General features: G+C 72.0%; 19 protein-coding genes. 7 read left to right on the top strand and 12 right to left on the bottom strand.

Annotation, left to right across the window (positions count from 1 at the left end):
• Positions 1-6: 6 nt before the first annotated feature.
• The 4 genes from tal to pgl all read left to right on the top strand — a co-directional run bounded on the left by tal (position 7) and on the right by pgl (position 4,960).
• The gene (gene tal, locus O3597_RS06280; RefSeq protein WP_164448288.1) at positions 7-1,188 is read left to right on the top strand and encodes a transaldolase; all 1,182 of its coding nucleotides are present in this window, start codon (positions 7-9) and stop codon (positions 1,186-1,188) included.
• 315 nt (positions 1,189-1,503) lie between these two features.
• Entirely contained in the window at positions 1,504-3,018 is a 1,515-nt protein-coding gene (gene zwf, locus O3597_RS06275) for a glucose-6-phosphate dehydrogenase (protein WP_281603494.1), read from the top strand.
• A gap of 103 nt (positions 3,019-3,121) precedes the next feature.
• On the top strand, positions 3,122-4,138 hold the full coding sequence (locus O3597_RS06270) for a glucose-6-phosphate dehydrogenase assembly protein OpcA (protein WP_216592185.1): 1,017 nt from the start codon (positions 3,122-3,124) through the stop codon (positions 4,136-4,138).
• A 57-nt stretch (positions 4,139-4,195) separates the two neighbouring features.
• The gene (gene pgl, locus O3597_RS06265; protein ID WP_281603493.1) at positions 4,196-4,960 is read left to right on the top strand and encodes a 6-phosphogluconolactonase; all 765 of its coding nucleotides are present in this window, start codon (positions 4,196-4,198) and stop codon (positions 4,958-4,960) included.
• A gap of 17 nt (positions 4,961-4,977) precedes the next feature.
• Here pgl and O3597_RS06260 read toward each other — a convergent pair whose 3' ends face one another.
• From O3597_RS06260 to rapZ, 8 genes are all read right to left on the bottom strand, one after another.
• Positions 4,978-5,322 carry an RNA polymerase-binding protein RbpA gene (locus O3597_RS06260; protein WP_281603492.1) on the bottom strand — a complete coding sequence of 115 codons (345 nt, stop codon included), beginning with the start codon at positions 5,320-5,322 and terminating at the stop codon, positions 4,978-4,980.
• Positions 5,323-5,458: 136 nt separating this feature from the next.
• Positions 5,459-5,719 (bottom strand): preprotein translocase subunit SecG, encoded by a 261-nt coding sequence (gene secG, locus O3597_RS06255; protein ID WP_093401450.1) that lies wholly within the window; start codon positions 5,717-5,719, stop codon positions 5,459-5,461.
• Between the two features lie 95 nt (positions 5,720-5,814).
• Positions 5,815-6,606 (bottom strand): triose-phosphate isomerase, encoded by a 792-nt coding sequence (gene tpiA, locus O3597_RS06250; protein ID WP_164448290.1) that lies wholly within the window; start codon positions 6,604-6,606, stop codon positions 5,815-5,817.
• Positions 6,606-7,805, bottom strand: a complete 1,200-nt coding sequence (locus tag O3597_RS06245; protein ID WP_281603491.1) for a phosphoglycerate kinase — start codon at positions 7,803-7,805, stop codon at positions 6,606-6,608. The genes tpiA and O3597_RS06245 overlap by 1 nt, the downstream gene beginning before the upstream one ends.
• On the bottom strand, positions 7,802-8,806 hold the full coding sequence (gene gap, locus O3597_RS06240) for a type I glyceraldehyde-3-phosphate dehydrogenase (RefSeq protein ID WP_093401453.1): 1,005 nt from the start codon (positions 8,804-8,806) through the stop codon (positions 7,802-7,804). The genes O3597_RS06245 and gap overlap by 4 nt, the downstream gene beginning before the upstream one ends.
• 248 nt (positions 8,807-9,054) lie before the next feature.
• Positions 9,055-10,035: a DNA-binding protein WhiA gene (gene whiA, locus O3597_RS06235; RefSeq protein ID WP_093401454.1), complete on the bottom strand. Its 981-nt coding sequence runs from the start codon at positions 10,033-10,035 to the stop codon at positions 9,055-9,057.
• 54 nt (positions 10,036-10,089) lie between these two features.
• Positions 10,090-11,061: a uridine diphosphate-N-acetylglucosamine-binding protein YvcK gene (gene yvcK / locus O3597_RS06230; protein WP_281603490.1), complete on the bottom strand. Its 972-nt coding sequence runs from the start codon at positions 11,059-11,061 to the stop codon at positions 10,090-10,092.
• Positions 11,058-11,906: an RNase adapter RapZ gene (rapZ, locus tag O3597_RS06225; protein WP_164448394.1), complete on the bottom strand. Its 849-nt coding sequence runs from the start codon at positions 11,904-11,906 to the stop codon at positions 11,058-11,060. The genes yvcK and rapZ overlap by 4 nt, the downstream gene beginning before the upstream one ends.
• 267 nt (positions 11,907-12,173) lie before the next feature.
• Here rapZ and O3597_RS06220 point away from each other — a divergent pair, with 267 nt between their 5' ends.
• Positions 12,174-12,827, top strand: a complete 654-nt coding sequence (locus tag O3597_RS06220) for a hypothetical protein (protein ID WP_281603489.1) — start codon at positions 12,174-12,176, stop codon at positions 12,825-12,827.
• A gap of 107 nt (positions 12,828-12,934) precedes the next feature.
• On the top strand, positions 12,935-14,815 hold the full coding sequence (gene recQ / locus O3597_RS06215) for a DNA helicase RecQ (RefSeq protein ID WP_281603488.1): 1,881 nt from the start codon (positions 12,935-12,937) through the stop codon (positions 14,813-14,815).
• A 185-nt stretch (positions 14,816-15,000) separates the two neighbouring features.
• On the opposite strand, the gene uvrC is transcribed toward recQ, so the two are convergent.
• On the bottom strand, positions 15,001-16,983 hold the full coding sequence (gene uvrC / locus O3597_RS06210; RefSeq protein ID WP_164448293.1) for an excinuclease ABC subunit UvrC: 1,983 nt from the start codon (positions 16,981-16,983) through the stop codon (positions 15,001-15,003).
• 179 nt (positions 16,984-17,162) lie between these two features.
• Here uvrC and O3597_RS06205 point away from each other — a divergent pair, with 179 nt between their 5' ends.
• Positions 17,163-20,405 (top strand): penicillin acylase family protein, encoded by a 3,243-nt coding sequence (locus O3597_RS06205; protein ID WP_281603487.1) that lies wholly within the window; start codon positions 17,163-17,165, stop codon positions 20,403-20,405.
• Between the two features lie 55 nt (positions 20,406-20,460).
• Here the strand turns inward: O3597_RS06205 and O3597_RS06200 are convergent, their stop codons facing one another.
• The 3 genes from O3597_RS06200 to rsgA form a co-directional block, all read right to left on the bottom strand.
• On the bottom strand, positions 20,461-20,937 hold the full coding sequence (locus O3597_RS06200; protein ID WP_281603486.1) for a Rieske (2Fe-2S) protein: 477 nt from the start codon (positions 20,935-20,937) through the stop codon (positions 20,461-20,463).
• A gap of 163 nt (positions 20,938-21,100) precedes the next feature.
• Positions 21,101-24,043, bottom strand: coding sequence for an excinuclease ABC subunit UvrA (uvrA, locus tag O3597_RS06195; RefSeq protein ID WP_164448296.1), 2,943 nt, complete (start codon positions 24,041-24,043; stop codon positions 21,101-21,103).
• 262 nt (positions 24,044-24,305) lie between these two features.
• The gene (gene rsgA, locus O3597_RS06190) at positions 24,306-25,349 is read right to left on the bottom strand and encodes a ribosome small subunit-dependent GTPase A (protein WP_281603485.1); all 1,044 of its coding nucleotides are present in this window, start codon (positions 25,347-25,349) and stop codon (positions 24,306-24,308) included.
• Between the last annotated feature and the right edge of the window lie 179 nt (positions 25,350-25,528).

Raw genomic sequence — 25,528 nt, 5'->3', positions numbered from 1 at the left:
GCGCACATGACGACCGACAGGCTGGGCGAGCTGACCGCCGCGGGAGTGGCGGTCTGGCTCGACGATCTTTCCCGGGTACGTCTGAACTCCGGCGGGCTGGACCAGCTGCGCCGGGACCAGCACGTGGTCGGGGTCACCACCAACCCGACGATCTTCGCGAAGGCGTTGAGCGACGCCGACGAGTACGACTGGCAGCTCCGCGACCTGGCCGCCCGGGGTGTCGACGTGGAAGAGGCCGTCCGCATGCTCACCACGTACGACGTGCGGTGGGCCTGTGACGTGATGCGCCCGTCGTACGACGCCAGCGCCGGTGTCGACGGTCGCGTCTCCATCGAGGTGGATCCGCGACTCGCCCACGACTCGCACCGCACGGTCGCCGAGGCCAAGGCGCTGTGGTGGCTGGTCGACCGACCGAACCTGTTCATCAAGATCCCGGCGACCGAGGCCGGTCTGCCGGCGATCACCGCGGCGTTGGCCGAGGGGATCAGCGTCAACGTCACGCTCATCTTCGGCCTGGACCGCTACTCCCAGGTGATGGAGGCGTTCCTGGCCGGGCTGGAGCAGGCCAAGGCGAACGGCCACGACCTGAGCACCATCGGCTCGGTGGCCTCGTTCTTCGTCTCCCGGGTCGACACCGAGGTCGACGCCCGGCTGGAGAAGATCGGCTCCGCCGAGGCCAAGGCGCTGCGCGGCAAGGCGGCGGTGGCCAACGCCCGGTTGGCGTTCGAACGCTACAGCGAGGTCTTCGCCACCGACCGGTGGCGGGCCCTGGCCGATGCCGGAGCGCACCCGCAGCGTCCGTTGTGGGCCTCCACCTCGACCAAGAACCCGGACTACCGGGACGTCATCTACGTCGAGGAGCTGATCGCGCCCGGCACGGTCAACACCATGCCGGAGCCGGTCATCCACGCCTACGCCGAGCACGGTGAGACCCACCCGGACACCGTCACCGGCGCGTACGACGACGCCCGGGAGGTCTTCGCCGCGCTGGAGTCGGTGGGCGTGGACCTGGCCGACGTGATCGCCACGTTGGAGCGCGAGGGCGTGGAGAAGTTCGAGGCGAGCTGGCAGGAACTGCTCGACGGCGTCCGCAAGTCGCTGACCGCCGCCGGTCAGGGCAGCGGCAGTCCGGGCGACGCCGCCCGGGGCAACGCCGACGCCGCCGTGCGCGCCGGCGGAAATGCGTGACGATGCCGTCGTCCGGCAGTACCCACGCCGCCACCTGGACCGGGTGGCGGCGTGGGTCGGTGGTGCTACGGCAACGGTTCGCAGGTGGGTAGCTTTCTTCAGACAACCGGTACGGTCGGCGTTGATCTACCGGTGCCCGGAACCCGTACTCAGGTGAGGATTCGCCGGTGACCGGCGTCCCTGGCCGGTCGGCGACGTCCGCTGCCGCACCAGTAGCCGGCCGAGCGGTCGGCGGAACCGGTCCGGCCGGTCGGCGCGGTGGGTCGCTACGGGCATGACGATGGACGACGTGGACGAGCGGAGCGAGGAGGCGGCGTGAACCCGCTGCGCGACCCGCAGGACCGGCGACTGCCCCGGATCCCGGAGCCGTGCGCTCTGGTGATCTTCGGGGTGACCGGTGACCTGGCCCAGAAGAAACTGCTACCCGCGGTCTACGACCTGGCCAACCGGGGGCTGCTGCCGCCCGGCTTCGTGGTCGTCGGGTTCGCCCGCCGGGACTGGGCCGACGGCGACTTCGCCTCGCTGGCCCGTGAGGCGGCCAAGGCCCACTCCCGCACACCGTGGCGGGAGGAGGTGTGGTCACGACTCGAACACAACATCAAGTTCGTCGGCGGGTCGTTCGACGACGACACCGCCTTCGACAACCTCGCACACTGCCTGGAAGGGCTGCGCGACAGCCACGGCATCCACGGCAACGCGGCCTTCTACTTCTCCATCCCACCGGCGGCGTTCCCGGTGGTGCTCAAGCAACTGGCCCGCACCGGCATGGCCGACAACGAGAAGTGCGGCGGCTGGCGCCGGGTGGTGGTGGAGAAGCCGTTCGGCAACGACCTGCCCTCAGCCAAGGCGCTCAACGACCTGGTCGACGACGTCTTCACCCGACAGGACGTCTTCCGCATCGACCACTACCTCGGTAAGGAGACGGTCCAGAACATCCTCGCCCTGCGCTTCGCCAACAGCCTCTTCGAGCCGCTGTGGAACTCCCAGTACGTCGACTCGGTGCAGATCACCATGGCCGAGGACGTCGGGATCGGCAGCCGGGCCGGCTTCTACGACTCGGTCGGCACCGCCCGCGACGTGTTGCAGAACCACCTGCTGCAACTGCTCGCCCTGGTGGCGATGGAGGAGCCGACCAGCTTCGACGCCGACGAGATCCGGGCCGAGAAGCTCAAGGTGCTCAAGGCCATCACGCTGCCGAAGGACGTCACCCAGGGCACCGTGCGCGGTCAGTACCTGCCCGGCTGGGTCGGCGGGCAACGGGCCAGGGGCTACCTGGAGGAGGACGGCGTCCCGTCGACGTCGACCACCGAGACCTACGTCGCGGTGCGGCTGGGCATCCAGAACCGCCGGTGGGCGGAGGTGCCGTTCTACATCCGGGCCGGCAAGCGGCTGCCCCGGCGGGTCACCGAGGTCGCGGTGATGTTCAAGCAGGCGCCGCACCTGCCGTTCAATCCGGCCGACATGGAGATGCTCGGCAACAACCAACTGGTGATCCGGGTGCAGCCGGACGAGGGCGTGGTGCTCAAGTTCGGTTCCAAGGTGCCCGGCACCACCATGGAGGTCCGCGACATCGCGATGGACTTCCAGTACGGCGAGGCGTTCACCGAGTCCAGCCCGGAGGCGTACGAGCGGCTGGTGCTGGACGTCCTGATCGGCGACCGGACGCTGTTCCCGGACGCCGCCGAGGTCGAGCAGAGCTGGGCCGTGGTGGACCCGCTGGAGCACGCCTGGGAGGGCACCAAGCCCGAGCCCTACCGGTCCGGGGAGTGGGGCCCCCGGGCCGCCGACGAGATGCTGGCCCGCGAGGGCCGGGCCTGGCGGCGGGCGTGACCGGGCGGACCATCGGGCTCAGCAGCGCCGCGCCGCGCGCCGCCGGTGAGCGGAGCGAGGCGGCGGCGCGCGGCGCGCGGAGCGAGCGAAGCAGGAGGCTGCGGTGATCGGACTGTGGGACACCACCGGCAACGAGGTGGTCAAGGCGCTCGCCGCGGAACGACGCAGCGCGGGCGGCGTGGCCAGCGGCATGGCGCTGACCCTGATCGTGGTGGTGGACGAGAAGCGGGTCCGCGAGGCGGAGGCGGCGGCCACCATCGCCGCGGCCGCGCACCCGTGCCGGCTGCTGGTGGTGGTCCGCTCCGACGTGGACCGGGACCGCAACCGGCTCGACGCCGAGATCGTGGTCGGCGGGCGGCTTGGCCCCTGCGAGGCCGTGGTGATGCGGATGTACGGGCGGCTGGCGCTGCACGCCGAGTCAGTGGTCATGCCGTTGCTGGTGCCGGACGTACCGGTGGTGACCTGGTGGCACGGTGAGCCGCCGGAGGAGATCGCCACCGACTTCCTCGGCGTGGTCGCCGACCGGCGGATCACCGACTCCGCGCAGGCCGCCGACCCGATCGCGGCCCTGCGGCAGCGGGCCCGCGACTACGTCTCCGGCGACACCGACCTCGCCTGGACCAGGATCACCCCGTGGCGCACCCTGGTGGCCGGCGCCTTCGACACCACGGACGCGCAGCTCACCGAGGCCGTGGTGGTCGCGCCGCCGACCGACCCGACCGCCGCGCTGATGCGGGGCTGGCTGCGCAGCCGGCTCGGCATCAAGCCACGCTGGGACCGGGCCCGCGAGTTTCCTCGGATGCGGGAGGTCCAGCTGCGCTGCGGCAACGGCGACGAGTTGACGCTGACCCGGGAGGACAGCGTGGCCACGTTCCGGCGCACCGGCCAGGAGGACCGGATCCTGCCGCTGGTGCGTCGGCCGCTCGGCGACGAGTTGGCCGAGGAACTGCGCCGGCTCGGCCCCGACCAGGTGTACGCGGAGGCGTTGGGCGCCTTCGCCGGGCTGGCCAACCTGGAGCGGCGGCCCAGCCAGCGGGTGCACGTCTGGAAGGACCCGGCCACCGCCCGACGGGCCGAGGCCGGCGCCACCGCGCACGCCACCACGAACACCGGCTCCTGACCCCCATCCCCTCCGGCACGCACGACACCGACCGCCCCGCGGTCGCGAAAGGACACCATGAGTGAGGCGAGTGTCGCCGTCCACGCCGACGCCGACCTGCTGGCGCAGGCGGTCGCGGCCCGACTGGTGGTGCGGCTGCTCGACGCCCAGGCGGCCCGCGGCCAGGCGTCGGTGGTGCTCACCGGCGGTCGGATCGCGGCGGCGGTCTACCGGGCGGTGGGCGCACTGCCCGCCCGGGACGCGGTCGACTGGTCCCGGGTCGACTTCTGGTGGGGCGACGAACGGTTCCTGCCCGCCGGTGACCCGGAGCGCAACGAGACCCAGGCCCGGGCGGCGCTGCTGGACGCGCTGCCGGTGGATCCGGCCCGGATCCACGCCATGCCGGCCTCGGACGATGGCGCCGACCCGGAGGAGGCCGCCGCCCGGTACGCCGCGGAACTCGCCCGGGCGGCCCGGCCCGGCACCGCCGTGCTGCCCCACTTCGACGTGCTGATGCTCGGCGTCGGCGAGGACGGGCACGTCGCCTCGGTCTTCCCGGAACACCCGGTGCACTACGAGAGCCGACCGGTGAGCGCGGTGCGGGGCAGCCCGAAGCCCCCACCGGTACGCATCACCCTCACCCTCCCGGCGATCAACACCGCCGAGGAGGTGTGGCTGGTGGCCGGGGGCGGCGACAAGGCCCACGCGGTCGGCATGGCGCTGGCCGGTGCCGGACCGGTGCAGGTGCCGGCGGCCGGTGTGCAGGGCGTCGGGCGTACCCTCTGGCTGCTCGACCGGGCCGCGGCGGCCGACCTGCCGGCTCGCTTCCGCAGCCTGCGCTGACGCGACCGGCGGCGAAGCTACGACCGGCCGCGGCGCTGACGCAGCGCGGCGAGCGCCTCGGCGAGGATCGCTTCGCCCTCGGCGTCGGTACGCCGTTCCTTCACGTACGCCAGATGGGTCTTGTACGGTTCGGCCCGGGCCCGGCCCGGCGGATCCTGGGCGTCCTGACCAGCGGGTAGCCCGCAGCGGGGGCAGTCCCAGACCGTCGGGGCCGCCACGTCGGCGACGATCCGGATGTCGGTGCGGTGCCCGTTGCGGCACCAGTAGCTGACCGACCGGCACGGGACCGGCTGGTGGCGTTCGGGCGGGCGTGGGGGCGCGGACCCGACGCGGGCGCCCCGGATGACGTGGCCGTTCGGCACGGCGCTGACTCCTGTCGTCGGAGGGGACCGCCGTCGGGGGGTGGACGGCGGGCGACGCGGTGCAGCGGGTGAAACGGACTGCGCGCGGACCGTCGGGTGACGGACCGCGCGCAGATTGTACGCCTCGGGGGTCGAATCAGACGCCCGTGCCCACCTCGAGCCGGAGCCAGAGACCGAGCCCGATGATGCAGGCGAACCAGACGATGCCCACCAGCACGGTGTAGCGGTCCAGGTTCTTCTCGGCCACCGACGAGCCGGCCAGGCTGGAGCTGACGCCACCGCCGAACATGCTGGACATCCCACCGCCCTTACCGCGGTGCAGCAGGATCAGCAGGGTGAGCAGGACGCTCGTGATGACCAGCAACACGATCAACGTGTAGGCGAACCAGATCGGCATGGCGGGGGTCAGTCCTCTCGTTACGATCCTCGCCCGGGCAGTTCGGGCACGGCGGCACCGACCGGCGGACGGGCGGAGTCAAGGATAGCGAGCGATCAGCCGGTGATGTGCTCCGGGAACCGGCAGATCTTCGCGAACTCCTCGGCGTCCAGGCTGGCGCCGCCCACCAGGGCGCCGTCCACGTCCGGCTGCGCCATGATCGAGGCGACGTTCGACGACTTGACCGAGCCGCCGTAGAGGATCCGCACCCCGTCGGCGGTGGCCTGGTCCACGGTCTCGGCCAGCCGGGCCCGCAGCGCGCCACACACCTCCTGGGCGTCCTCCGGGGTGGCCGTCTTGCCGGTGCCGATCGCCCAGACCGGCTCGTACGCGACCACCACCCGGAGGACCTGCTCCGGGCTGAGCCCCTTGAGGGCGGCGTCGAGCTGGTCGGTGCAGTGCGCCACGTGGGTGCCCTGCTCCCGGACGTCCAGCCCCTCCCCCACGCAGAGGATCGGGGTGAGCCCGTGGGTCAGCGCCGCCTGCACCTTGGCGCCCACCAACGCGTCGTCCTCGCGGTGGTACTGCCGCCGCTCGGAGTGGCCGACCGCCACGTACGTGCAGCCGAGCTTGGCCAGCATCGCGCCGGAGATCTCCCCGGTGTACGCGCCGGAGGCGTGCGGTGACAGGTCCTGCGCGCCGTAGCCGATGAGCAGCTTGTCGCCCTCCACCACGGTCTGCACCGTGCGCAGGTCGGTGAAGGGTGGCAGCACCACCGTCTCCACCTCGGTCAACTGCTTCTCGGTGAGGCTGGCCGCCAGCTTCTGCACCAGCAGGTTCGCCTCGAGGTGGTTGAGGTTCATCTTCCAGTTGCCGGCCATCAGCGGCCGGCGGGGGGCGCTCGCCATCAGTTCTCCAGGGCCGCGATGCCGGGGAGGGTCTTGCCCTCCAGGTACTCCAGGGACGCGCCACCGCCGGTGGAGATGTGCCCGAAGGACTTCTCGTCCAGCCCCAGGGCCCGCACCGCGGCGGCCGAGTCACCACCACCGACCACGCTGAACGCGTCCGCGCCGGCGATCGCCTCGGCCACCCCGCGGGTGCCGTGCGCGAAGGCGGGCATCTCGAACACGCCCATCGGGCCGTTCCAGAAGATCGTCCGGGCGCCCTTCAGCGCGGCGGCGAACCCCGTCACCGTCTTCGGTCCCACGTCCAGCCCCACCCGCTTGCTGGGGATGCCGTCGGCCGGCACGGTGTCGTGCGCGGCGTCCGGGGCGAACGCGTCGGCGGCCACCACGTCGACCGGGAGCATGATCTTGCCCTCGGAGCGCTCCAGCAGGTTGCGGCAGGTCTCCACCATCTCCGCCTCCAGCAGGGAGGAGCCGACCTCGTGGCCCTGAGCCTTGAGGAAGGTGAAGCACATGCCACCGCCGATGAGCAGCCGGTCGACCTTCGGCAGCAGCGCCTCGATCACCGCGAGCTTGTCGGAGACCTTCGACCCGCCGAGCACCACCACGTACGGCCGCTCGGGGTCGCCGGTGAGCTGCGAGAGCACCTCCACCTCGCGCAGCACCAGCCGGCCGGCGAAGTGCGGCAGCCGCGCCGGCACGTCGTGGACGCTGGCGTGCTTGCGGTGCACCGCGCCGAACGCGTCGTCGACGTACACGTCGCCGAGGGCGGCGAGCTGGTCGGCGAAGGCGCCCCGCTCGACGTCGTCCTTGCTGGTCTCGCCCTTGTTGAAGCGGAGGTTCTCCAGCAGCGCCACCTCACCGTCGGCGAGCGCCGCCACCGTCGCCCGGGCCGACTCGCCGACCGTGTCGGTGGCGAAGTGCACCGCCGTGCCGAGCAGCTCACCGAGCCGTCCGGCGACCGGGGCGAGACTGAACTGCGGGTCCGGCGCACCCTTCGGCCGGCCCAGGTGGGAGCAGACGACGACCTTGGCGCCGGCCTCGGTCAACGCGCCGAGGGTCGGCAGCACCGCCCGGATCCGGCCGTCGTCGGTGATCTGGCCGGTCTGCTTGTCGAGCGGGACGTTCAGGTCGGCGCGCACCAGCACGCGCCGACCCGAGACCCCCTCGGCGAGCAGGTCGTCGAGGTTACGGATGCTCACAGCGACGAACCAACCAGCTTCACCAGGTCGACCAGGCGGTTGGAGTAGCCCCACTCGTTGTCGTACCAGCCGACGACCTTCACCTGGTTGCCGATGACCTTGGTCAGCGGCGCGTCGAAGATGCACGACGCCGGGTCGGTGACGATGTCGGCGGAGACGATCGGGTCCTCGTTGTAGGTCAGGATGCCCCGCAGCGGGCCCTCGGCGGCGGCCTTCAGCGCGGCGTTGACCTCGTCCACCGAGGTCTCCCGACCGACGGTGACGGTGAGGTCGGTGGCGGAGCCGGTCGGGATCGGCACCCGCAGCGCGTACCCGTCGAGCTTGCCCTTGAGGTCCGGCAGCACCAGGCCGATGGCCTTCGCGGCGCCGGTCGAGGTCGGCACGATGTTCAGCGCGGCGGCCCGGGCCCGGCGCAGATCCTTGTGCGGCGCGTCCTGGAGGTTCTGGTCCTGGGTGTACGCGTGGATGGTGGTCATCAGACCCTGCTGGATGCCGAACGTGTCGTGCAGGACCTTCGCCATCGGCGCCAGGCAGTTGGTGGTGCAGGAGGCGTTCGAGATGATGTTGTGCTTCGCCGGGTCGTACTGGCCGTCGTTGACGCCCATCACGACCGTGACGTCCTCGTTCTTCGCCGGAGCGGAGATGATGACCTTCTTGGCCCCGCCGTCGATGTGCGCCTTGGCCTTGGTGGCGTCGGTGAAGAAGCCGGTCGACTCGATGACCACGTCCGCGCCGACGTCGCCCCACGGCAGCGCCGCCGGGTCCTTCTCGGCGTACGCCTTGATGGACTTGCCGCCGACGGTGATCTCGTCGGCGGTGGCCTTGACCTCCTGCGGGAGGCGGCCCAGGATGCTGTCGTACTTGAGCAGGTGGGCGAGCGTCGCGTTGTCGGTCAGGTCGTTGACGGCCACGACCTCGACGTCAGCGCCGGACGCCAGCACTGCCCGGAAGAAGTTACGGCCGATCCGGCCGAAGCCGTTGATGCCAACCCGGATGGTCACAGGTCCCATCTCCTCGCGTTCTGGTCCGCCGGCGTGGAGACCCTCGGCCGGCGAAGTGGTGTGCGCCGACCGTTGGAGCCGGCCGTTGACGGTTCATCCCGGCCACCTCGCCGCGGTCCGAGGGACCTGACCGCCGTCGAGGCGGTGGATACGGCGGGGAGCACCGGTGCCGGCCCCCTTGCCGTACGCAGCGACCATATCCGAGCGCGCCGAGCCACGCTGCGCCGGGTGGTCGCCCCACCGTCCTATCAGACCACGAGCATGTCGGGCGTGACGGCCGCTTCGGTATCCGGGATGCCGAGGTCGCGGGCCCGCTTGTCGGCCAGGGCCAGCAACCGGCGGATCCGTCCGGCGATGGCGTCCTTGGTCAGCGGCGGGTCGGCGAGCGCCCCCAGCTCCTCCAGGGACGCCTGCCGGTGCTCCAGCCGCAGCCGGCCGGCCGAGGTCAGATGCTCCGGCGCGTCGTCGGCGAGGATCTCCAACGCCCGGGTCACCCGGGCCGCGGCGGCGACCGCCGCCCGGGCCGAACGGCGCAGGTTGGCGTCGTCGAAGTTCGCCAACCGGTTGGCCGTCGCCCGCACCTCGCGCCGGACCCGGCGCTCCTCCCACGCCAGCACGCTGGAGTGGGCACCGATGCGGGTGAGCAGCGCGGCGATCGCGTCGCCGTCCTTGACCACCACCCGGTCGACGCCGCGCACCTCCCGGTTCTTGGCGGTGATGCCCAGCCGCCGGGCCGCGCCGACAAGCGCCAGCGCCGACTCCGGTCCCGGGCAGGTGATCTCCAGTGCGCTGGAGCGACCCGGTTCGGTCAACGAGCCGTGCGCCATGAACGCGCCCCGCCAGGCGGACACCGCGCAGCAGACGCTGGCCGCGACCACGTGCGGCGGCAACCCGCGCACCGGCCGACCGCGCACGTCGAGCAGCCCGGTCTGCCGGGCCAGGGCCTCGCCGTCCTTGACCACCCGGACGATGAAGTGGCTGCCCTTGCGCAGCCCACCGGAGGCGAGCACGTGGATCTCGCTCGGATAGCCGTAGACCTCGGCGATCTCGCGCCGCAACCGCCGGGCCACCGCGCCAGTGTCGAGCTCGGCCTCCACCACCACCCGCCCGGACACGATGTGCAGCCCACCGGCGAACCGCAGCAGCGCCGCCATCTCCGCCCGCCGGCAGCAGGGCTTGGGCACGTCGACCCGACTCAGCTCGTCCTTGACCGCCGCGGTCATCGCCATTGTGCGTCCCCTCACGGACCGGTTCCGGCGTGTCGCCGGAGATTACGTACGTGTCTAACGATCGGCGCCCAGTACAGGCACCAGGGCGGCGCCCAGAGCAGCCGGATCATGACGGGGAGTGCCGTCGTCGACCGCGACGGGAGCGAGGACCAGCCGGGCTCCCAGGGATTCTGCCGCACCGTGGACCGGTTCGGGGTCACCGACCGCCTTGGCGTCGGCGAGCACGAAGTCGACCGTCAGCTCCGGCAGGTACCAGCGCAGCGCCGCCAGGTGGTCGGCGACCGAGAGACCGAGCGTCTCCTTCTCGGCGGCGAGGTTGAGGGTGACCAGGCGCCGAGCCGGGCTGGCCAGGATCGCGGCGGCCAGCTGCGGCACCAGCAGGTGCGGCAGCACGCTCGTGTACCAGCTGCCCGGCCCGAAGATCAGCCAGTCGCCGGCACCGATCGCGGCGACCGCCTCCGCGCACGCCGCCGGCGCCTGCGGGGTGAGCCGCAGCGACTCGACCCGCCCGGTGGTGACCGCGACCTGGTGCTGTCCGCGTACGGTGCACACCTCGTCGGGTCGTGCGGGGTCGGCCCCGCGTACCCGGGCCTCGATGTCGACCGGCTGGCGGGACATCGGCAGCACCCGGCCGACCGAGCCGAGCATCGCCCCGGCGTGCTCCAGCGCCGCCACCGGGTCGCCGAGCAGCTCCATCAGCCCGCAGAGCACCAGGTTGCCAACCGCGTGCCCGGCCAGTCCGTCGGTCCGGCCATCCGCCGCCAGCTCGGCGAAGCGGTGCTGGAACAGCCCCGCGCTGCGCCGGGTCGCGGGATGGTCGCCGGACAGCGCGACGAGCGCCTGGCGCAGGTCACCGGGGGGCAACCCACCGCGTTCGGCCCGCAGCCGGCCGCTGGAGCCGCCGTCGTCGCCGACGGTCACCACCGCCGTGATGTCCAGATCCAGCTCCGGTGCGCACCGGCGCAGTGCCCGCAGCGAGGCGGACAGGCCGTGCCCGCCGCCGAAGGCCACCACCCGGATCGTCATTCCCGCCCCAGGTCGCGGTGTTGGGCGTTGGCGGCCAGCCCGGCGCGACGCAGTCGGGCGGCCAGCTCCTCGGCGATCGCCACGCTGCGGTGCTTGCCGCCGGTGCACCCGACCGCCACGGTCAGGTACCGCTTGCCCTCACGCTCGAAGCCGGCCGTGGTGGCGTTCACCAGGTCCGCGTACGCGTCGACGAAGGCGTCCGCGCCCTCCTGTCCCAACACGTACGCGCTGACCGCCTCCTCGCGCCCGGTGTGCTCGCGCAGTTCGGGCACCCAGTAGGGGTTGGGCAGGAACCGGGCGTCCATCACGAAGTCGGCGTCCGGCGGCAGGCCGTACTTGAAGCCGAAGGAGATCACCGTCAGCCGCAGCCGGCGGGCGTCCTCCCCACCGAACAGCTCCTCGACCCGGCGGCGCAACTGGTTCACGTTGAGGTGACTGGTGTCGATGATCACGTCGGCCTGGTCGCGGGCCTCCTCCAGCAGGCCCCGCTCGACGGCGATGCCGTCGGCGAGCCGGCCGTCGCCCTGCAACGGATGCGAGCGGCGCACGCTCTCGAACCGGCGGATCAGCACCTCGTCGTCCGCGTCGACGAAGACCACCCGGGGGGCGTAGCCACGCTCCCTCAGCTCTCGGATCGCCTCGGCCAGATCGGTGGAGAAGGCTCGGGAGCGCACGTCCAGCACCATCGCGGTACGCCGGGCCGCTCCACCCGCCTTGACGGCCAGCTCGGCCATGTCCAGCAGCAGCGCCTGCGGCAGGTTGTCGACGACGTAGAAGCCCACATTCTCCAGTGCCCGGGCCACGGTGCTGCGGCCCCCACCGGACAGCCCGGTGACCACGACCAGTGTGGTGTCCGTTTCGGCGGTCGCCCCGGTCTGCTCACCGGGTACGCCCGCACGGTGACCGGTCGTGTGCGCCTCGCCCACCCGTCTGCCCCTCCAACCGCGCCGCCCCGGCCGATCCGGCCGGGCATGGTCAAGCAGCGACTCTAGCTCGCCGGGGTCGGGCTCCGCGGGACGCACCGCCGCCGCGTCGCAGGGCCATCGGAAGCGCGCACCCGTCGTGTCGGCTGACTGACGGCGCGCGACGCGCGACGCGGCTATCCTCCGGCCATGGGCAGGCACGGGGCGCGGCTGCGCTGGGTGGTTGCCCTGGTGTCGGTCACGGTCGCCGTGCTGGCCACGGTGGACCGCTACGTCGACCGGGAACGCGAGTGGGCACGCGGCGGCGACCGGGTGGCGGTGACCGTCGAGGCCGTGCTGCCAAAGCCGGACGGGGTGGCGGGCGCGGTCGTCGCGTTCGGCTGGCCCGAGCCGGTGGACAACGTCATCGGCGACCCCGACCGGCAGTCGGTGGTGTTGCGGCTGCGCTGGTCCGGGCCGCCCCGCAAGGGCCACTACCAGGTCATCCTGCTCGACTCTCGGGTGGAACCCGCCCGGGTGGTGCAACCCTACGCGGGCTGGGACGCCGCCGGCGGCACCGGTTCCAACTGGGCCGGAGCGTACGACGTGCTGGCCGACCGCTACCCCTGGCTCGCCGACACCGCCACCCGCGAGGAGCCCGAGGGCACGTTCACCACCGGGCCCAACGTCGGCGCGGTGGGCACCCGCGCCGTCGCCGACGGCAGCCTGATCGCCGTCTTCCGGCTGGTGCCCGGCGCCCTGCCGCTGACCGACCCGTCGCGCCTGGCGGTGGCGTTCTGCTACGTCGATCCCGACGGCGACGTCCGCTGGGCCAAGCGCGTTCCCGTCCCACCCTCCCGATAACCGGCCCCGCTTCGAACTGTGGCAGCGTAGGTAGTCGACACGCCGGGCCGACAGCACCGGCACTGCCACAGATCGAACGGAAAGTCAGCCGCTCGTAGAATTCCCGGATGGTCTCTCCCGCCGACGTGAGCGTCACCGACCTGGCCAGCTCCGACGCCCCGACCGGGGAGAAGGTGACCGCGGCGCTGGACGTGTTGCGGCGGGTCTTCGGGTACGACTCGTTCCGGGGTTTCCAGCGGGAGGTCATCGACCACGTGGTGGCCGGCGGGGACGCGCTGGTGCTGATGCCGACCGGCGGCGGCAAGTCGTTGTGCTATCAGATCCCCGCGCTGGTCCGCGACGGCGTCGCCGTGGTGATCTCGCCACTGATCGCGCTGATGCAGGACCAGGTCGACGCGTTGACCGCGGTCGGGGTACGGGCCGGTTTCCTCAACTCGACCCTCGACCCGGACACCCGCCGGCTGGTCGAGGCGGAGTTCGTGGCCGGCGAGATCGACCTGCTCTACCTCGCGCCGGAGGCGCTGGCCAGCCGGGGCACGTTGAACCTGCTGGACCGGGGGCGGATCGGCCTGTTCGCCATCGACGAGGCGCACTGTGTGTCGCAGTGGGGCCACGACTTCCGGCCGGACTACCTGAACCTGTCGATGCTGCACGAACGCTGGCCGGGCGTACCCCGCATCGCGCTGACCGCCACCGCGACCAGCGCCACCCGGTCCGAGATCGCCACCCGGCTCAGTCTCACCGAGGCACGGCACTTCGTGGCCAGCTTCGACCGGCCCAACATCCAGTACCGGATCGTGCCGAAGCGGGAGCCGCGCAAGCAGCTGCTCGCCCTGCTGCGCGACGAACATCCCGGCGAGGCGGGCATCGTCTACTGCCTGTCCCGCGCCTCGGTGGAGAAGACCGCCGAGTTCCTGGTCGCCAACGGCATCGACGCGCTGCCGTACCACGCCGGTCTGGACGCGGCCACCCGCGCCGCCAACCAGCAGCGCTTCCTGCGCGCCGACGCCGTGGTGATGGTGGCGACGATCGCCTTCGGGATGGGTATCGACAAGCCCGACGTGCGGTTCGTCGCCCACCTCGACCTGCCCAAGTCGGTCGAGGGCTACTACCAGGAGACCGGCCGCGCCGGCCGTGACGGGTTGCCGTCGACCGCCTGGCTGGCGTACGGGCTCCAGGACGTGGTGCAGCAGCGGAAGATGATCGACACCTCCGAGGGCGACCTGGCGCACCGGCGCAACCTCGCCGCCCACCTCGACGCGATGCTGGCGCTCTGCGAGACGGTCCGCTGCCGCCGGGCACAGTTGCTTGAGTACTTCGGCGAGCCGGCCACCGGCGGCTGCGGCAACTGCGACACCTGCCTGGAGCCACCCGAGTCCTGGGACGGCACGGTGGCCGCGCAGAAGCTGCTCTCCACCGTCTTCCGGCTGGACCGGGAGCGCAACCAGCGGTTCGGCGCCGGGCACTGCGTCGACATCCTGCTGGGTCGCGCCACCGACAAGATCACTCAGCATCGGCACGACTCGCTCACCGTGTTCGGCATCGGTGGTGAGCTGAGCGAGGCGGAGTGGCGTGGCGTGGTCCGGCAGCTGCTCGCCGAGGGGCTGCTCGCCGTCGAGGGCGACTACGGCACGCTGGCGCTCACCGACGCCAGTGCCGAGGTGCTCGGCCGGCGGCGCACCGTGATGCTGCGCCGGGAGGCGGCACGCCCGGCGAAGGCGGCCAAGCCTCGGGGCGCGGCCACCGTGGTCGCCGAGTTGCCGGCGGAGGCGGCCGGCACGTTCGAGCGGCTGCGGGCCTGGCGGGCGGCCACCGCCAAGGAGCAGGGCGTACCCGCGTACGTCATCTTCCACGACGCGACGCTGCGCCAGATCGCCGCCGACGCGCCGTCGTCGCTGGCCGAGCTGTCCCGGATCAGCGGCGTGGGCGAGAACAAGCTGGCCCGCTACGGCGAGCAGCTCCTCGGGGTGCTCGCCGCCGTCGACTGAGGTGACAGACCGCCGGCCGGTCAGGTTGAGGTGGGGACGCTGTCGAGCTGACCCGTCCACGCTATCGCCGTGGGCGATCCGTTCGTGCTCTCAGCTCGACAGGGGCGACACCCCACACCGGCACCCCGGCCACCGCGGTGCCCGGCCGTCCGACCGCCGGGGGTGCAGCACCGCTGCGACGGCGGTCAGGTGGTGGACTGCTTCTGCTCGCCGCCGGCACCGAGCGCGGCCAGGATCGCCTCGGCGGTGCGCCGGCCGACACCGGGCACCTCGGTGATCTCCTCCACGGTGGCGGCCGAGAGGCGTTTCAGCGAGCCGAAGTGACGCAGCAGTGCCTTACGGCGTACCTCGCCCAGCCCGGGGACGTTGTCCAACGCCGAGGTGGTCATCCGCTTGGAGCGGCGCTGCCGGTGGAAGGTGATGGCGAAGCGGTGCGCCTCGTCGCGTACCCGTTGCAGCAGGTAGAGCCCCTCGGAGGCGCGCGGCAGGATGACCGGGAAGTCGTCGTCGGGCAGCCAGACCTCCTCCAGCCGCTTGGCCAGCCCGCACAGCGCCACGTCGTCGACGCCCAACTCGGCGAGGGCCTGCGCGGCGGCGGCGACCTGCGGCGCTCCGCCGTCGACCACCACCAACTGCGGCGGGTACGCGAACCGGCGCGGCCGGCCGGTGGTCGGGTCGACAAGGGCACCGATCCGCGGTTCGTCGCCGCCGTCGGTCGCGTCCAGCTCAGCGGGCAGGGCATCGGCTTCGACACCGGCCTCGCCCGTCTCGGCGCGGGCGTCGAGGTAGCGGGCGAAGCGGCGGCGCAGCACCTCGGACATCGCCGAGAGGTCGTCGGTGGCGCCCCGGATGATGAAGCGGCGGTATTCGCTCTTGCGGGGCAGCCCGTCCTCAAAGACGACCATGCTCGCCACCACGTCGGTGCCCTGGATCTGCGAGATGTCGAAGCACTCGATGCGCAGCGGCGCGGTCCGCAGCCCGAGCGCCTCGGTGATCTCGTCGAGGGCCTTGCTCCGGGTGGTGAGGTCACCGGCCCGCTTGAGCTTGTGCCGGGCCAGGGCGTCCTTCGCGTTGCGCTCGACCGTCTCCATCAGGGCCCGCTTGTCACCGCGCTGCGGCACCCGCAGGGTCACCCGGCCGCCGCGGTGGGTGGAGAGCCAGTCGGCGAGGGCGTCGGCGTCGGCGGGCAGCTCGGGCACCAGCAGCTCCCGTGGCACGTCGGCCTCGCCGTGCTCGCCGCCGTAGACCTGAGTGCAGAAGTGGTGCACCAGGTCGCCGGTGGTCAGCTCCTCGGTCTTCTCGACCACCCAACCGCGCTGGCCGCGCACCCGGCCGCCGCGGACGTGGAAGACCTGGACCGCGGCTTCGAGCGGGTCGTCGGCGAAGGCCACCACGTCGGCGTCGGTGCCGTCGCCGAGCACCACGGTCTGCTTCTCCATCGCCCGGCGCAGCGCGGCGACGTCGTCGCGCAGCCGGGCCGCCCGCTCGAACTCCAACTGCTCGCTGGCCTCGGTCATCTCGCGTTCCAGCTTGCGGACCATGGTGTCGGTGCGCCCGGCCATGAAGTCGCAGAAGTCGTCGACGATCTCGCGGTGCCGCTCGGCGGAGACGCTGCCGACGCAGGGGGCCGAGCACTTGCCGATGTAGCCCAGCAGGCAGGGACGGCCGACCTGACCGGCCCGCTTGAACACCCCGGCGGAGCAGGTGCGGGCCGGGAAGACGCGCAGCAGCAGGTCGAGCGTCTCGCGGATGGCCCAGGCGTGCGAGTACGGCCCGAAGTAGCGAACCCCCTTGCGTTTGGCCCCGCGCATCACCTGGAGCCGTGGGTATTCCTCGTCGAGGGTCACCGCCAGGTAGGGGTAGGACTTGTCGTCGCGGTACCGGACGTTGAACCTCGGGTCGTACTGCTTGATCCAGAGGTATTCGAGCTGGAGCGCCTCGACCTCGGTGCCGACGGTGACCCAGTCCACCGCCTCGGCGGTGGTGACCATCTGCTGGGTGCGCTGGTGCAGGCCCCACAGGTCGGCGAAGTAGGAGTTGAGCCGGCTGCGCAGATTCTTCGCCTTGCCCACGTAGATCACCCGGCCGGTGCCGTCGTAGAAGCGGTAGACCCCCGGTGCCTCGGGAATCGTGCCCGGCGCGGGACGGTAGGTCGACGGATCAGCCACACTCCGAGACTAGTCGCCGCCCCCGACAGTCCGAATCATCCCCGGATGACCGTTACCGTGCCGACCGACGCGCCTCGATCGATATCTTCCAATCTCGGGCACGGCGGCCTACCATCCAGTAACCGAATGTTCTTCATGTAATGATCCCGTCCGATGGCCCCCGTCCACAGAGGATCGCCATGACCGGTCACACCCCCGCCCGCCGGCTGCTCGCCGGTGCCGCGACCGCCACCGCCGTCGCCGCCCTCCTCGTCGCCGCCCCGACCACCGCCGCCGCGACCACCGCTTCCGTCGACAGCACGGTGAGCACCCTGACGGCGAACGCCGCCAACGACTACTGCCTCGGTGAATGCTCGGAGATCCTGCCGCCCGGCCAGAACGGCAACGCCACCCTCGTCGAGATCCTCGGCAACCAGGCCTTCGGCACCCTGCCCCGGCACTCCGCCGACCAGCTCGGCAGGTACGCCGACCTCGTCTACGGCTACGCCGGGCTGCGCGAGGACCAGATCGACACCTTCTTCCACGACGCCTCCTTCGGCGTCGCGCCCAGCCAGGTGGAACGCGACTACTCGCCCCGCTCGGACGTGCGCATCCTGCGGGACCGGGCCACCGGTGTCCCGCACATCACCGGCACCACCCGCGCCGGCACCATGTTCGGCGCCGGCTACGCCGGGGCCGAGGACCGGCTGTTCACCATGGACCTGCTGCGGCACGTCGGGCGGGGCACCCTGACCCCGTTCGCGGGCGGGGCACCCGGAAACCGGGCGCTGGAGCAGAGCGTCTGGCGCACCTCCCCGTACACCGAGGCCGACCTGACCGCGCAGGTCGCCGCGCTGCGCCGCAAGGGTGAGCGCGGTGAGCAGCTCTACACCGACGTGCAGGAATACATCGCCGGGATCAACGCCTACATCCGGACCTGCATGGCCAACCGCAACTGCCCCGGCGAGTACGTGCTCACCGGGCACCTCGACGCGATCACCAACGCCGGTGGGCCCGAACCGTTCGTGCTGACCGACCTGGTCGCCATCGCCGGCGTCGTCGGTGGCCTGTTCGGTGGCGGGGGCGGCACGGAGATGCAGTCCGCGCTGGTCCGCATCGCCGCCCGGGCCAAGTTCGGCCCGGTCGAGGGCGACCGGGTGTGGCAGGGCTTCCGGGGACAGAACGACCCGGAGACCGTGCTGACCCTGCACGACGGGCAGAGCTTCCCGTACGGCGACGCCTCCCCCGACGCGCCGAGCGTGGTGCTGCCGGACGCCGCTTCGGCCCGGGTCGAGCCGGTCGTCACCGACCCGACCGGCTCCGCCACCACCACCGGCTCGAACAGCGCCTCGGAGCTGGCCGCCGCGCTGTCCGGGCTGACCATCGACCCGGCGCACCGGGGCATGTCCAACGCGGCGGTGATCTCCGCCGAGCACTCCACCAGCGGGCATCCGGTGGCGGTCTTCGGGCCGCAGACCGGCTACTTCTCCCCCCAACTGCTGATGGTCCAGGAGTTGCAGGGGCCGGGCATCAGCGCCCGAGGCGCCGCCTTCGCCGGGTTGAACCTGTACGTCCTGCTCGGCCGGGGCCAGGACTACGCCTGGAGCGCCACCTCCTCCGTGCACGACATCACCGACACGTACGCGGTGCCGCTCTGCGTACCCGGCGGTGGCACGCCGACGCTGGGCAGCGACCACTACCTGTTCCGGGGGCAGTGCCTGGCGATGGAGGAGCTGTCCCACGTCAACCGGTGGAGCCCGACCGTCGCCGACGGCACCGCCGCCGGGTCGTACAAGCTCGTCGCCTGGCGTACGAAGCTCGGCCTGGTGGCGTGGCGGGGCACCGTCGGCGGGGTGCCGCACGCCTTCACGAAGCTGCGCGCCACCTACGGGCGGGAGGCCGACTCCGCGATCGGCTTCCAGATGTACAACGACCCGACCCAGATGGGCTCCGCGGCGGCGTTCCGCACCTCGGCGAACAACGTCGAGTACGCGTTCAACTGGTTCTACGTCAACTCCACCGAGTCGGCGTACTTCAACTCCGGACTCAACCCGCTACGGGCGTCCGGCAGCAATCCGAGCCTGCCGATGAAGGCCGAGCGGGCGTACGAGTGGCAGGACTTCGACCCGGAGACCGGGACCGCCCGGTACGCGCCGGCGTCGGCCCACCCGCAGTCGGTGAACCAGGACTACTACGTCAGCTGGAACAACAAGCAGGCCAAGGACTTCGGTGCCGCCGACGGCAACTTCAGCTTCGGCGCTGTGCACCGCGGTGACCTGCTGGACAAGCCGGTGAAGGCCGCACTCGCGGCGGGTCGCACCTTCGACCGGGCCTCGCTCACCGAGCTGGTGCAGCGGGCCGGGCTCACCGACCTGCGCGGCGCCGAGGTGCTCGGCGAGCTGCTCCGGGTACTGGAGAGCCAACCGGTCACCGACGCCGCCCTGGCCACCGAGATCGCCCGGCTGAAGGCGTGGCGGCAGGCCGGCGCGCTACGCGTGGAGACGGCCAGGGGCAGCAGGGTCTACCAGCACGCCGAGGCGATCCGGACCCTCGACGCCTGGTGGCCGCTGCTGGTCCGGGGCATGTTCCGGGCCCCGCTCGGCGCGGAGCTGTACCAGTCCCTGGTCAACACCCTTCAGGTCAACGAGTCACCCTCCGGCCACCAACAGGGCGACGTGTCGAACCTGCCGTCGTCGGCGAACAGCGCCCAGACGCACAAGGGCTCGGCCTTCCAGTACGGGTGGTGGGGTTGGGTCGACAAGGACCTGCGGGCCGTCCTGGGTGACCCGGTGGCCGGCGGGCCGGGGCGTACCTTCTGCGGCGACGGCGACCTCGCCGCCTGCCGGCAGATCCTGCTCGACACCCTGCGCACGGCGGCGACCACGCCGGCCACGCAGACCTATCCGGGTGACGAGACCTGCGCCGCCGGCGACCAGTGGTGCGCCGACGCCATCGTCCAGTCGCCGCTGGGCGGCATCAAGCACGCCACCATCGCCTGGCAGAACCGTCCCACCTACCAGCAGGTGGTCTCGTTTCCCGCCCGGCGCGGCGACGACCTGACGAACCTGGCCGCCGGCCGCCCGGTCGCCGCCTCCAGCAGTCAGCTGTTCAACGGTGCCGGCCGTGCCGTGGACGGCGACCTGGGCACCCGGTGGGCCAGTTCGTGGTCGGACAACCAGTGGCTGCGGGTGGACCTCGGATCGGTCCGGCAGGTCGGTCGGGTGGCCCTGGCCTGGGAGGCCGCCTACGCCCGGTCGTACCGGGTGGAGGTCTCCACCGACGGTGCCACCTGGCGGTCGGCCTGGTCGACCAGCACCGGCGACGGCGGGACCGACGTGGTCAGTTTCGCTCCCCAGCAGGCCCGGTACGTGCGGATGTACGGGCTGACCCGGGGCACCTCCTACGGCTTCTCACTGTGGGAGATGTCGGTATACGCCCAGTGAGGTCGACGGTCGCGGCCGGGACGACACCGTCCCGGCCGCGACCGCTTCGATCGGCTCAGGCCAGCGCGATCTGGTCGCCGTCGACCTTGATGTTCTTGGCCGGGAGCGGGGTGGTGGCCGGACCGGCCTTGACGGAGCCGTCCTCGATGGAGAACTTGCTGCCGTGGCAGGTGCAGTTGATGGTGCCACCGTCGACGTTCGACACCGGGCAGCCCTGGTGGGTGCAGACCGGGTCGAACCCCTTGAACTCCCCGGCGGTGGGTTGGGTGATCACCACGCCCTGGGCGGCGTAGACCGCACCGCCGCCGACCGGGATGTCGGTCGTGCGGGCCAGTGACTGGGCACCCTCACGGTCCCCGCCGCCGGCGTCACCGGTGTTGGTGATCTGCGGCCCCGGGCTCGGTGCCGCGCCGTCGTCGTCCGCACCGCCGCAGGCGGCCAGCACCGCCGCCGCGCCGACCGCCCCCGCCCCCGCGAGCAGGGCTCGGCGGGTACGCACGTCAGGCCCGGCCGGCACCTGCTCCTCGCTCATGCCAGTGCTCCGTTGCGCTCGCCCATGCCTCGCCCCTCCGTCGGTGACTCCGGTGCATGATCTGTGGCCACTCTCCCCTACACGCACCACTCTGCCCGGCGGTTCACCCGATCGGCCACCCGGGCGCGCCAGGCCGTCAGGCGCCCGCCGACCCCGTGGTGGATCAGCGCGCGGCGGTGGCGGCCTTGCGGCCGCCCCGAGCCCGGCCACCGTTGGCCTTCGCCGCCCGGGCGGTGGCCGCCACGGCGCCCTTCGCCGCGCCGTCGAGCTTGAGGACGGTACGCAGGAACTGCCCGGTGTGGCTCTCGGCGACCTCGGCGACCTCCTCCGGGCTGCCGGTGGCGAGCACGGTGCCGCCCCGGTGGCCGCCCTCGGGACCCATGTCGATGAGCCAGTCCGCGCTCTTGATCACGTCCAGGTTGTGCTCGATCGTGATGACCGTGTTGCCCTTGTCGACCAGACCCTCCAGCACCAGCAGCAGCTTGCGGATGTCCTCGAAGTGCAGACCGGTGGTCGGCTCGTCGAGCACGTAGACCGTCCGCCCGGTGGAACGCTTCTGCAACTCCGAGGCGAGCTTGACCCGCTGCGCCTCGCCACCGGAGAGGGTCGGCGCGGGCTGCCCCAGCCGTACGTAGCCCAACCCCACGTCGACGAGCGTCTTGAGGTGCCGGTGGATGGCCGGGATGGCGGAGAAGAACTCGGCCGCCTCCTCGATCGGCATCTCCAGCACGTCGGAGACGGTCTTGCCCTTGTAGTGCACCTCCAGGGTCTCCCGGTTGTACCGGGCGCCCTTGCAGACCTCGCACGGCACGTACACGTCGGGCAGGAAGTTCATCTCGATCTTGATGGTGCCGTCGCCGGAGCACGCCTCGCAGCGACCGCCCTTGACGTTGAAGGAGAACCGCCCGGGCCCGTACCCACGGACCTTGGCCTCGGTGGTCTCGGCGAACAGCTTGCGCACGTGGTCCCAGACGCCGGTGTAGGTGGCCGGGTTGGAGCGCGGGGTGCGGCCGATCGGCGACTGGTCGACGCCGACGACCTTGTCGACGTTGTCCAGGCCGGAGACCCGGGTGTGCCGGCCCGGCACCAGCCGGGCGCCGTTGATCTGGTTGGCGAGCACCGCGTACAGGATGTCGTTGACCAGGGTCGACTTGCCCGAGCCGCTGACCCCGGTGACGGCGATCAGCTGGCCGAGCGGGAAGCTCACCGTCAGGTTGCGCAGATTGTGCTCGCGGGCCCCGTGCACCACCAGCTCCCGCCCGGGGGTCTGCGGGCGGCGGCCCTGGGGCGTCGGGATCTCCCGCCGGCCGGACAGGTACGCCCCGGTCAGTGACTCGGCATTCTCCAGCAGCGCCGGCACCGAGCCGCTGTGTACGATCCGACCGCCGTGCTCGCCCGCGCCGGGACCGATGTCCACGATCCAGTCGGCGGTGCGGATGGTGTCCTCGTCGTGTTCGACCACGATCAGGGTGTTGCCCAGGCCGCGCAGCCGAACCAGCGTCTCGATCAGCCGGTGATTGTCCCGCTGGTGCAGGCCGATCGACGGCTCGTCGAGCACGTAAAGCACCCCGACCAGGCCGGAACCGATCTGGGTGGCCAACCGGATGCGCTGCGCCTCACCGCCGGAGAGGGTGCCGGCCGGGCGGTCCAGGGAGAGGTAGTCCAGCCCGACGTCGAGCAGGAAGCGCAGCCGGGCGTTGATCTCCTTGAGCACCCGCTCGGCGATCAGCTTCTGCCGGTCGGTCAGCTCGATGCCGGCCAGCAGGTCGGCGCACTCGCCGACCGACAGGTTGCACACCTCGGCGATGCTGCGCCCGGCCAGGGTGACGGCGAGCACCTCGGGCTTGAGCCGGGCCCCGCCGCAGGCCGCGCAGGGCACGTCGCGCATGTAGCCCTCGTACTTCTCCCGCGACCACTCGCTCTCGGTGTCGGAGTGCCGGCGCTCGATCCACTGCACCACGCCCTCGAAGCCGGTGTAGTACGAGCGCTCCCGGCCGTACTTGTTGCGGTAGCGCACGTGCACCTGGTCGTCGGAGCCGTGCAGGATCGTCTTCTGCGCCCGCGACGGCAACGCCCGCCACGGCGTGTCGACGTCGAAGTGCTCGGCCTCGCCGAGCGCCTCCAGCAGCCGCAGGAAGTATTCCAGGTTGTGCCCGGTCGCCCAGGGCTGGATCGCCCCCTCGCGTAGGCTGCGCTCCGGGTCGGGGACGACCAGCTCCGGGTCGACCTCCTTCTTCGTGCCGAGGCCGGTGCACTCCGGGCAGGCGCCGTAGGGCGCGTTGAAGGAGAAGACCCGGGGTTCCAGGTCCTCGATCGCCAGGGGGTGGTCGTTGGGGCAGGCCAGGTGCTCGGAGTAGCGCCGCTCCCGGTCGGGGTCGTCCTCGGCCAGGTCGACGAAGTCGAGCAGGACCAGACCGCCAGAGAGGCCCAGCGCCGCCTCGACCGAGTCGGTCAGCCGCTGCTTGGCGCTGGACTTGACGCTGAGCCGGTCGATCACCACCTCGATGGTGTGCTTCTCCTGCTTCTTCAGCTTCGGCGGGTCGGTGAGCTGGTGCACGACCCCGTCGACCCGGGCCCGGGCGTACCCCTTGGCCTGGAGTTCGGCGAACAGGTCGACGTACTCCCCCTTGCGGCCCCGCACCACCGGAGCGAGCACCATGAAGCGGGTGCCCTCGGCCATCGCGAGGACCCGGTCGACGATCTGCTGCGGGCTCTGCCGGGAGATCCGTTCGCCGCAGACCGGGCAGTGCGGTTCGCCGACCCGGGCGAAGAGCAGCCGCAGGTAGTCGTAGACCTCGGTGATCGTGCCGACGGTGGAGCGGGGGTTGCGCGAGGTGGACTTCTGGTCGATGGAGACGGCCGGGCTCAGGCCCTCGATGAAGTCGACGTCCGGCTTGTCCATCTGGCCGAGGAACTGCCGGGCGTACGACGACAGCGACTCGACGTACCGGCGCTGCCCCTCGGCGAAGATCGTGTCGAAGGCCAGGCTCGACTTGCCCGACCCGGACAGCCCGGTGAACACGATGAGGGCGTCCCGGGGCAGGTCGAGGCTGACGTCACGCAGGTTGTGCTCGCGTGCGCCACGGATGATCAAACGGTCGGCCACGGTCCGTGTACTCCCGGGTGAGAACGTAGAGGAAGATCTGTCCGCTTTTGCGGTGAACCCAGCGGTTGTGTCAGCGCGGAGAGTGCGCCCCGGCAACTGTAGACCCGCCCTCCGACAACTTCCCTCACCCCGACATCCCACGCCGTCCCTCCGGCCCGCCGACCATGCGGTTCCGGCAGGTCCCGAAAGTGGTCAAAAGACCTCGTACCGACAGCCGACACCGCATGATCGCGGGCCGGAAGGAGCCACGAGGGGTCGCTGCTCAGCGGGGGTGGGGGGTGCGGCGGGTGGTGCGGGACACGCGGGTGGGGCGGCTGGCACGGCGACGGGTCTCGTGGTTGATCTCCCGTTGCAGCCGGCGCCAGTTCTCGTAGCGGCGGGCGGTCAACGCACCGTCGTCGAGTGCGGCACGCACCGCGCAGCCGGGTTCGGCCTCGTGCCCGCAGTCGCCGTACCGGCAGTCGGCGGCCAGGTCGGCGATGTCGGCGAAGGCCCGGTCGAGCCCGGCCGCGCCGTCGAGCAGGCCGACGGCCCGAACCCCGGGCGTGTCCACCACGGCACCCCCGCCCGGCAGCGGCACCAACGCCCGCCAGGTGGTGGTGTGCCGGCCCTTGCCGTCCACCCGACGGATCGCCTGGGTGGGCATCACCACCGCCGAGGCGAGCGCGTTGACCAGGCTCGACTTGCCGGCACCGGAGGGACCGAGCAGCCCGAGGGTGCGGCCCGGACCGACTTCGGCGCGCAGCGCCGCCAGCCCGGTGCCGCGCTCGGCACTGACCGGCAGCACCGGCACACCGGGCGCGAGGGCCGCGAGTTGACGCGCCACCGCCGCCGGGGCGGCCGCCAGGTCGGTCTTGGTCAACACCATCAGTGGCCGGGCACCGGACTCGTGGACCAGCGAGAGCAGCCGCTCGATACGGGCGGCGTCCGGTGCCGGGTGCACCGGCTCCACCACGGCCACCACGTCCAGGTTGGCCGCCAGCAGTTGACCACCGGCGTCCTTACCGGCGGTGCGCCGGATCAACGCGGTACGGCGGGGCAGCACCGCCTGCACCGTCGTCCGCCCGTCCGGCCAGGCGCACAACAGCACCCAGTCGCCCACGCCGGGCAGCCGGGTGGCGTCGCCGACGGCGGCGGCCAGCAGGGCCCCACCGGTCGAGGCGCGCACCGGCCCGTCCTCGGTGAGCACGGTGCAAACGCCCCGGTCGACGCGGGCCACCCGGCCGGGACGGTTGTCGGTACGGATGCGTCGCAGATGTGCCGCCCGGTCGGTGTCCCAGCCCAGGGCGGTCAGCGAGATGGTCATGGCTCCTCGTTCAGTGTCGGTGCGGGTGATACACGGGTGCGGTGACCGGCATGACCACCACCTCCTCCGCTCCGGCGCCGCGCACGAACCTGGTCGACCCCCGCCGGTCGTCCGGCCGAGGAGTCGCTGGCACAGACGGTAGGTCGGGCCGCGCCACGCCGGAAGTGAATTCCCCGGCG

Source organism: Verrucosispora sp. WMMA2044 (assembly GCF_027497155.1).
Taxonomy (GTDB): Bacteria; Actinomycetota; Actinomycetes; order Mycobacteriales; family Micromonosporaceae; genus Micromonospora; species Micromonospora palythoicola.
This window is presented reverse-complemented; position numbering and strand designations above follow the sequence as displayed.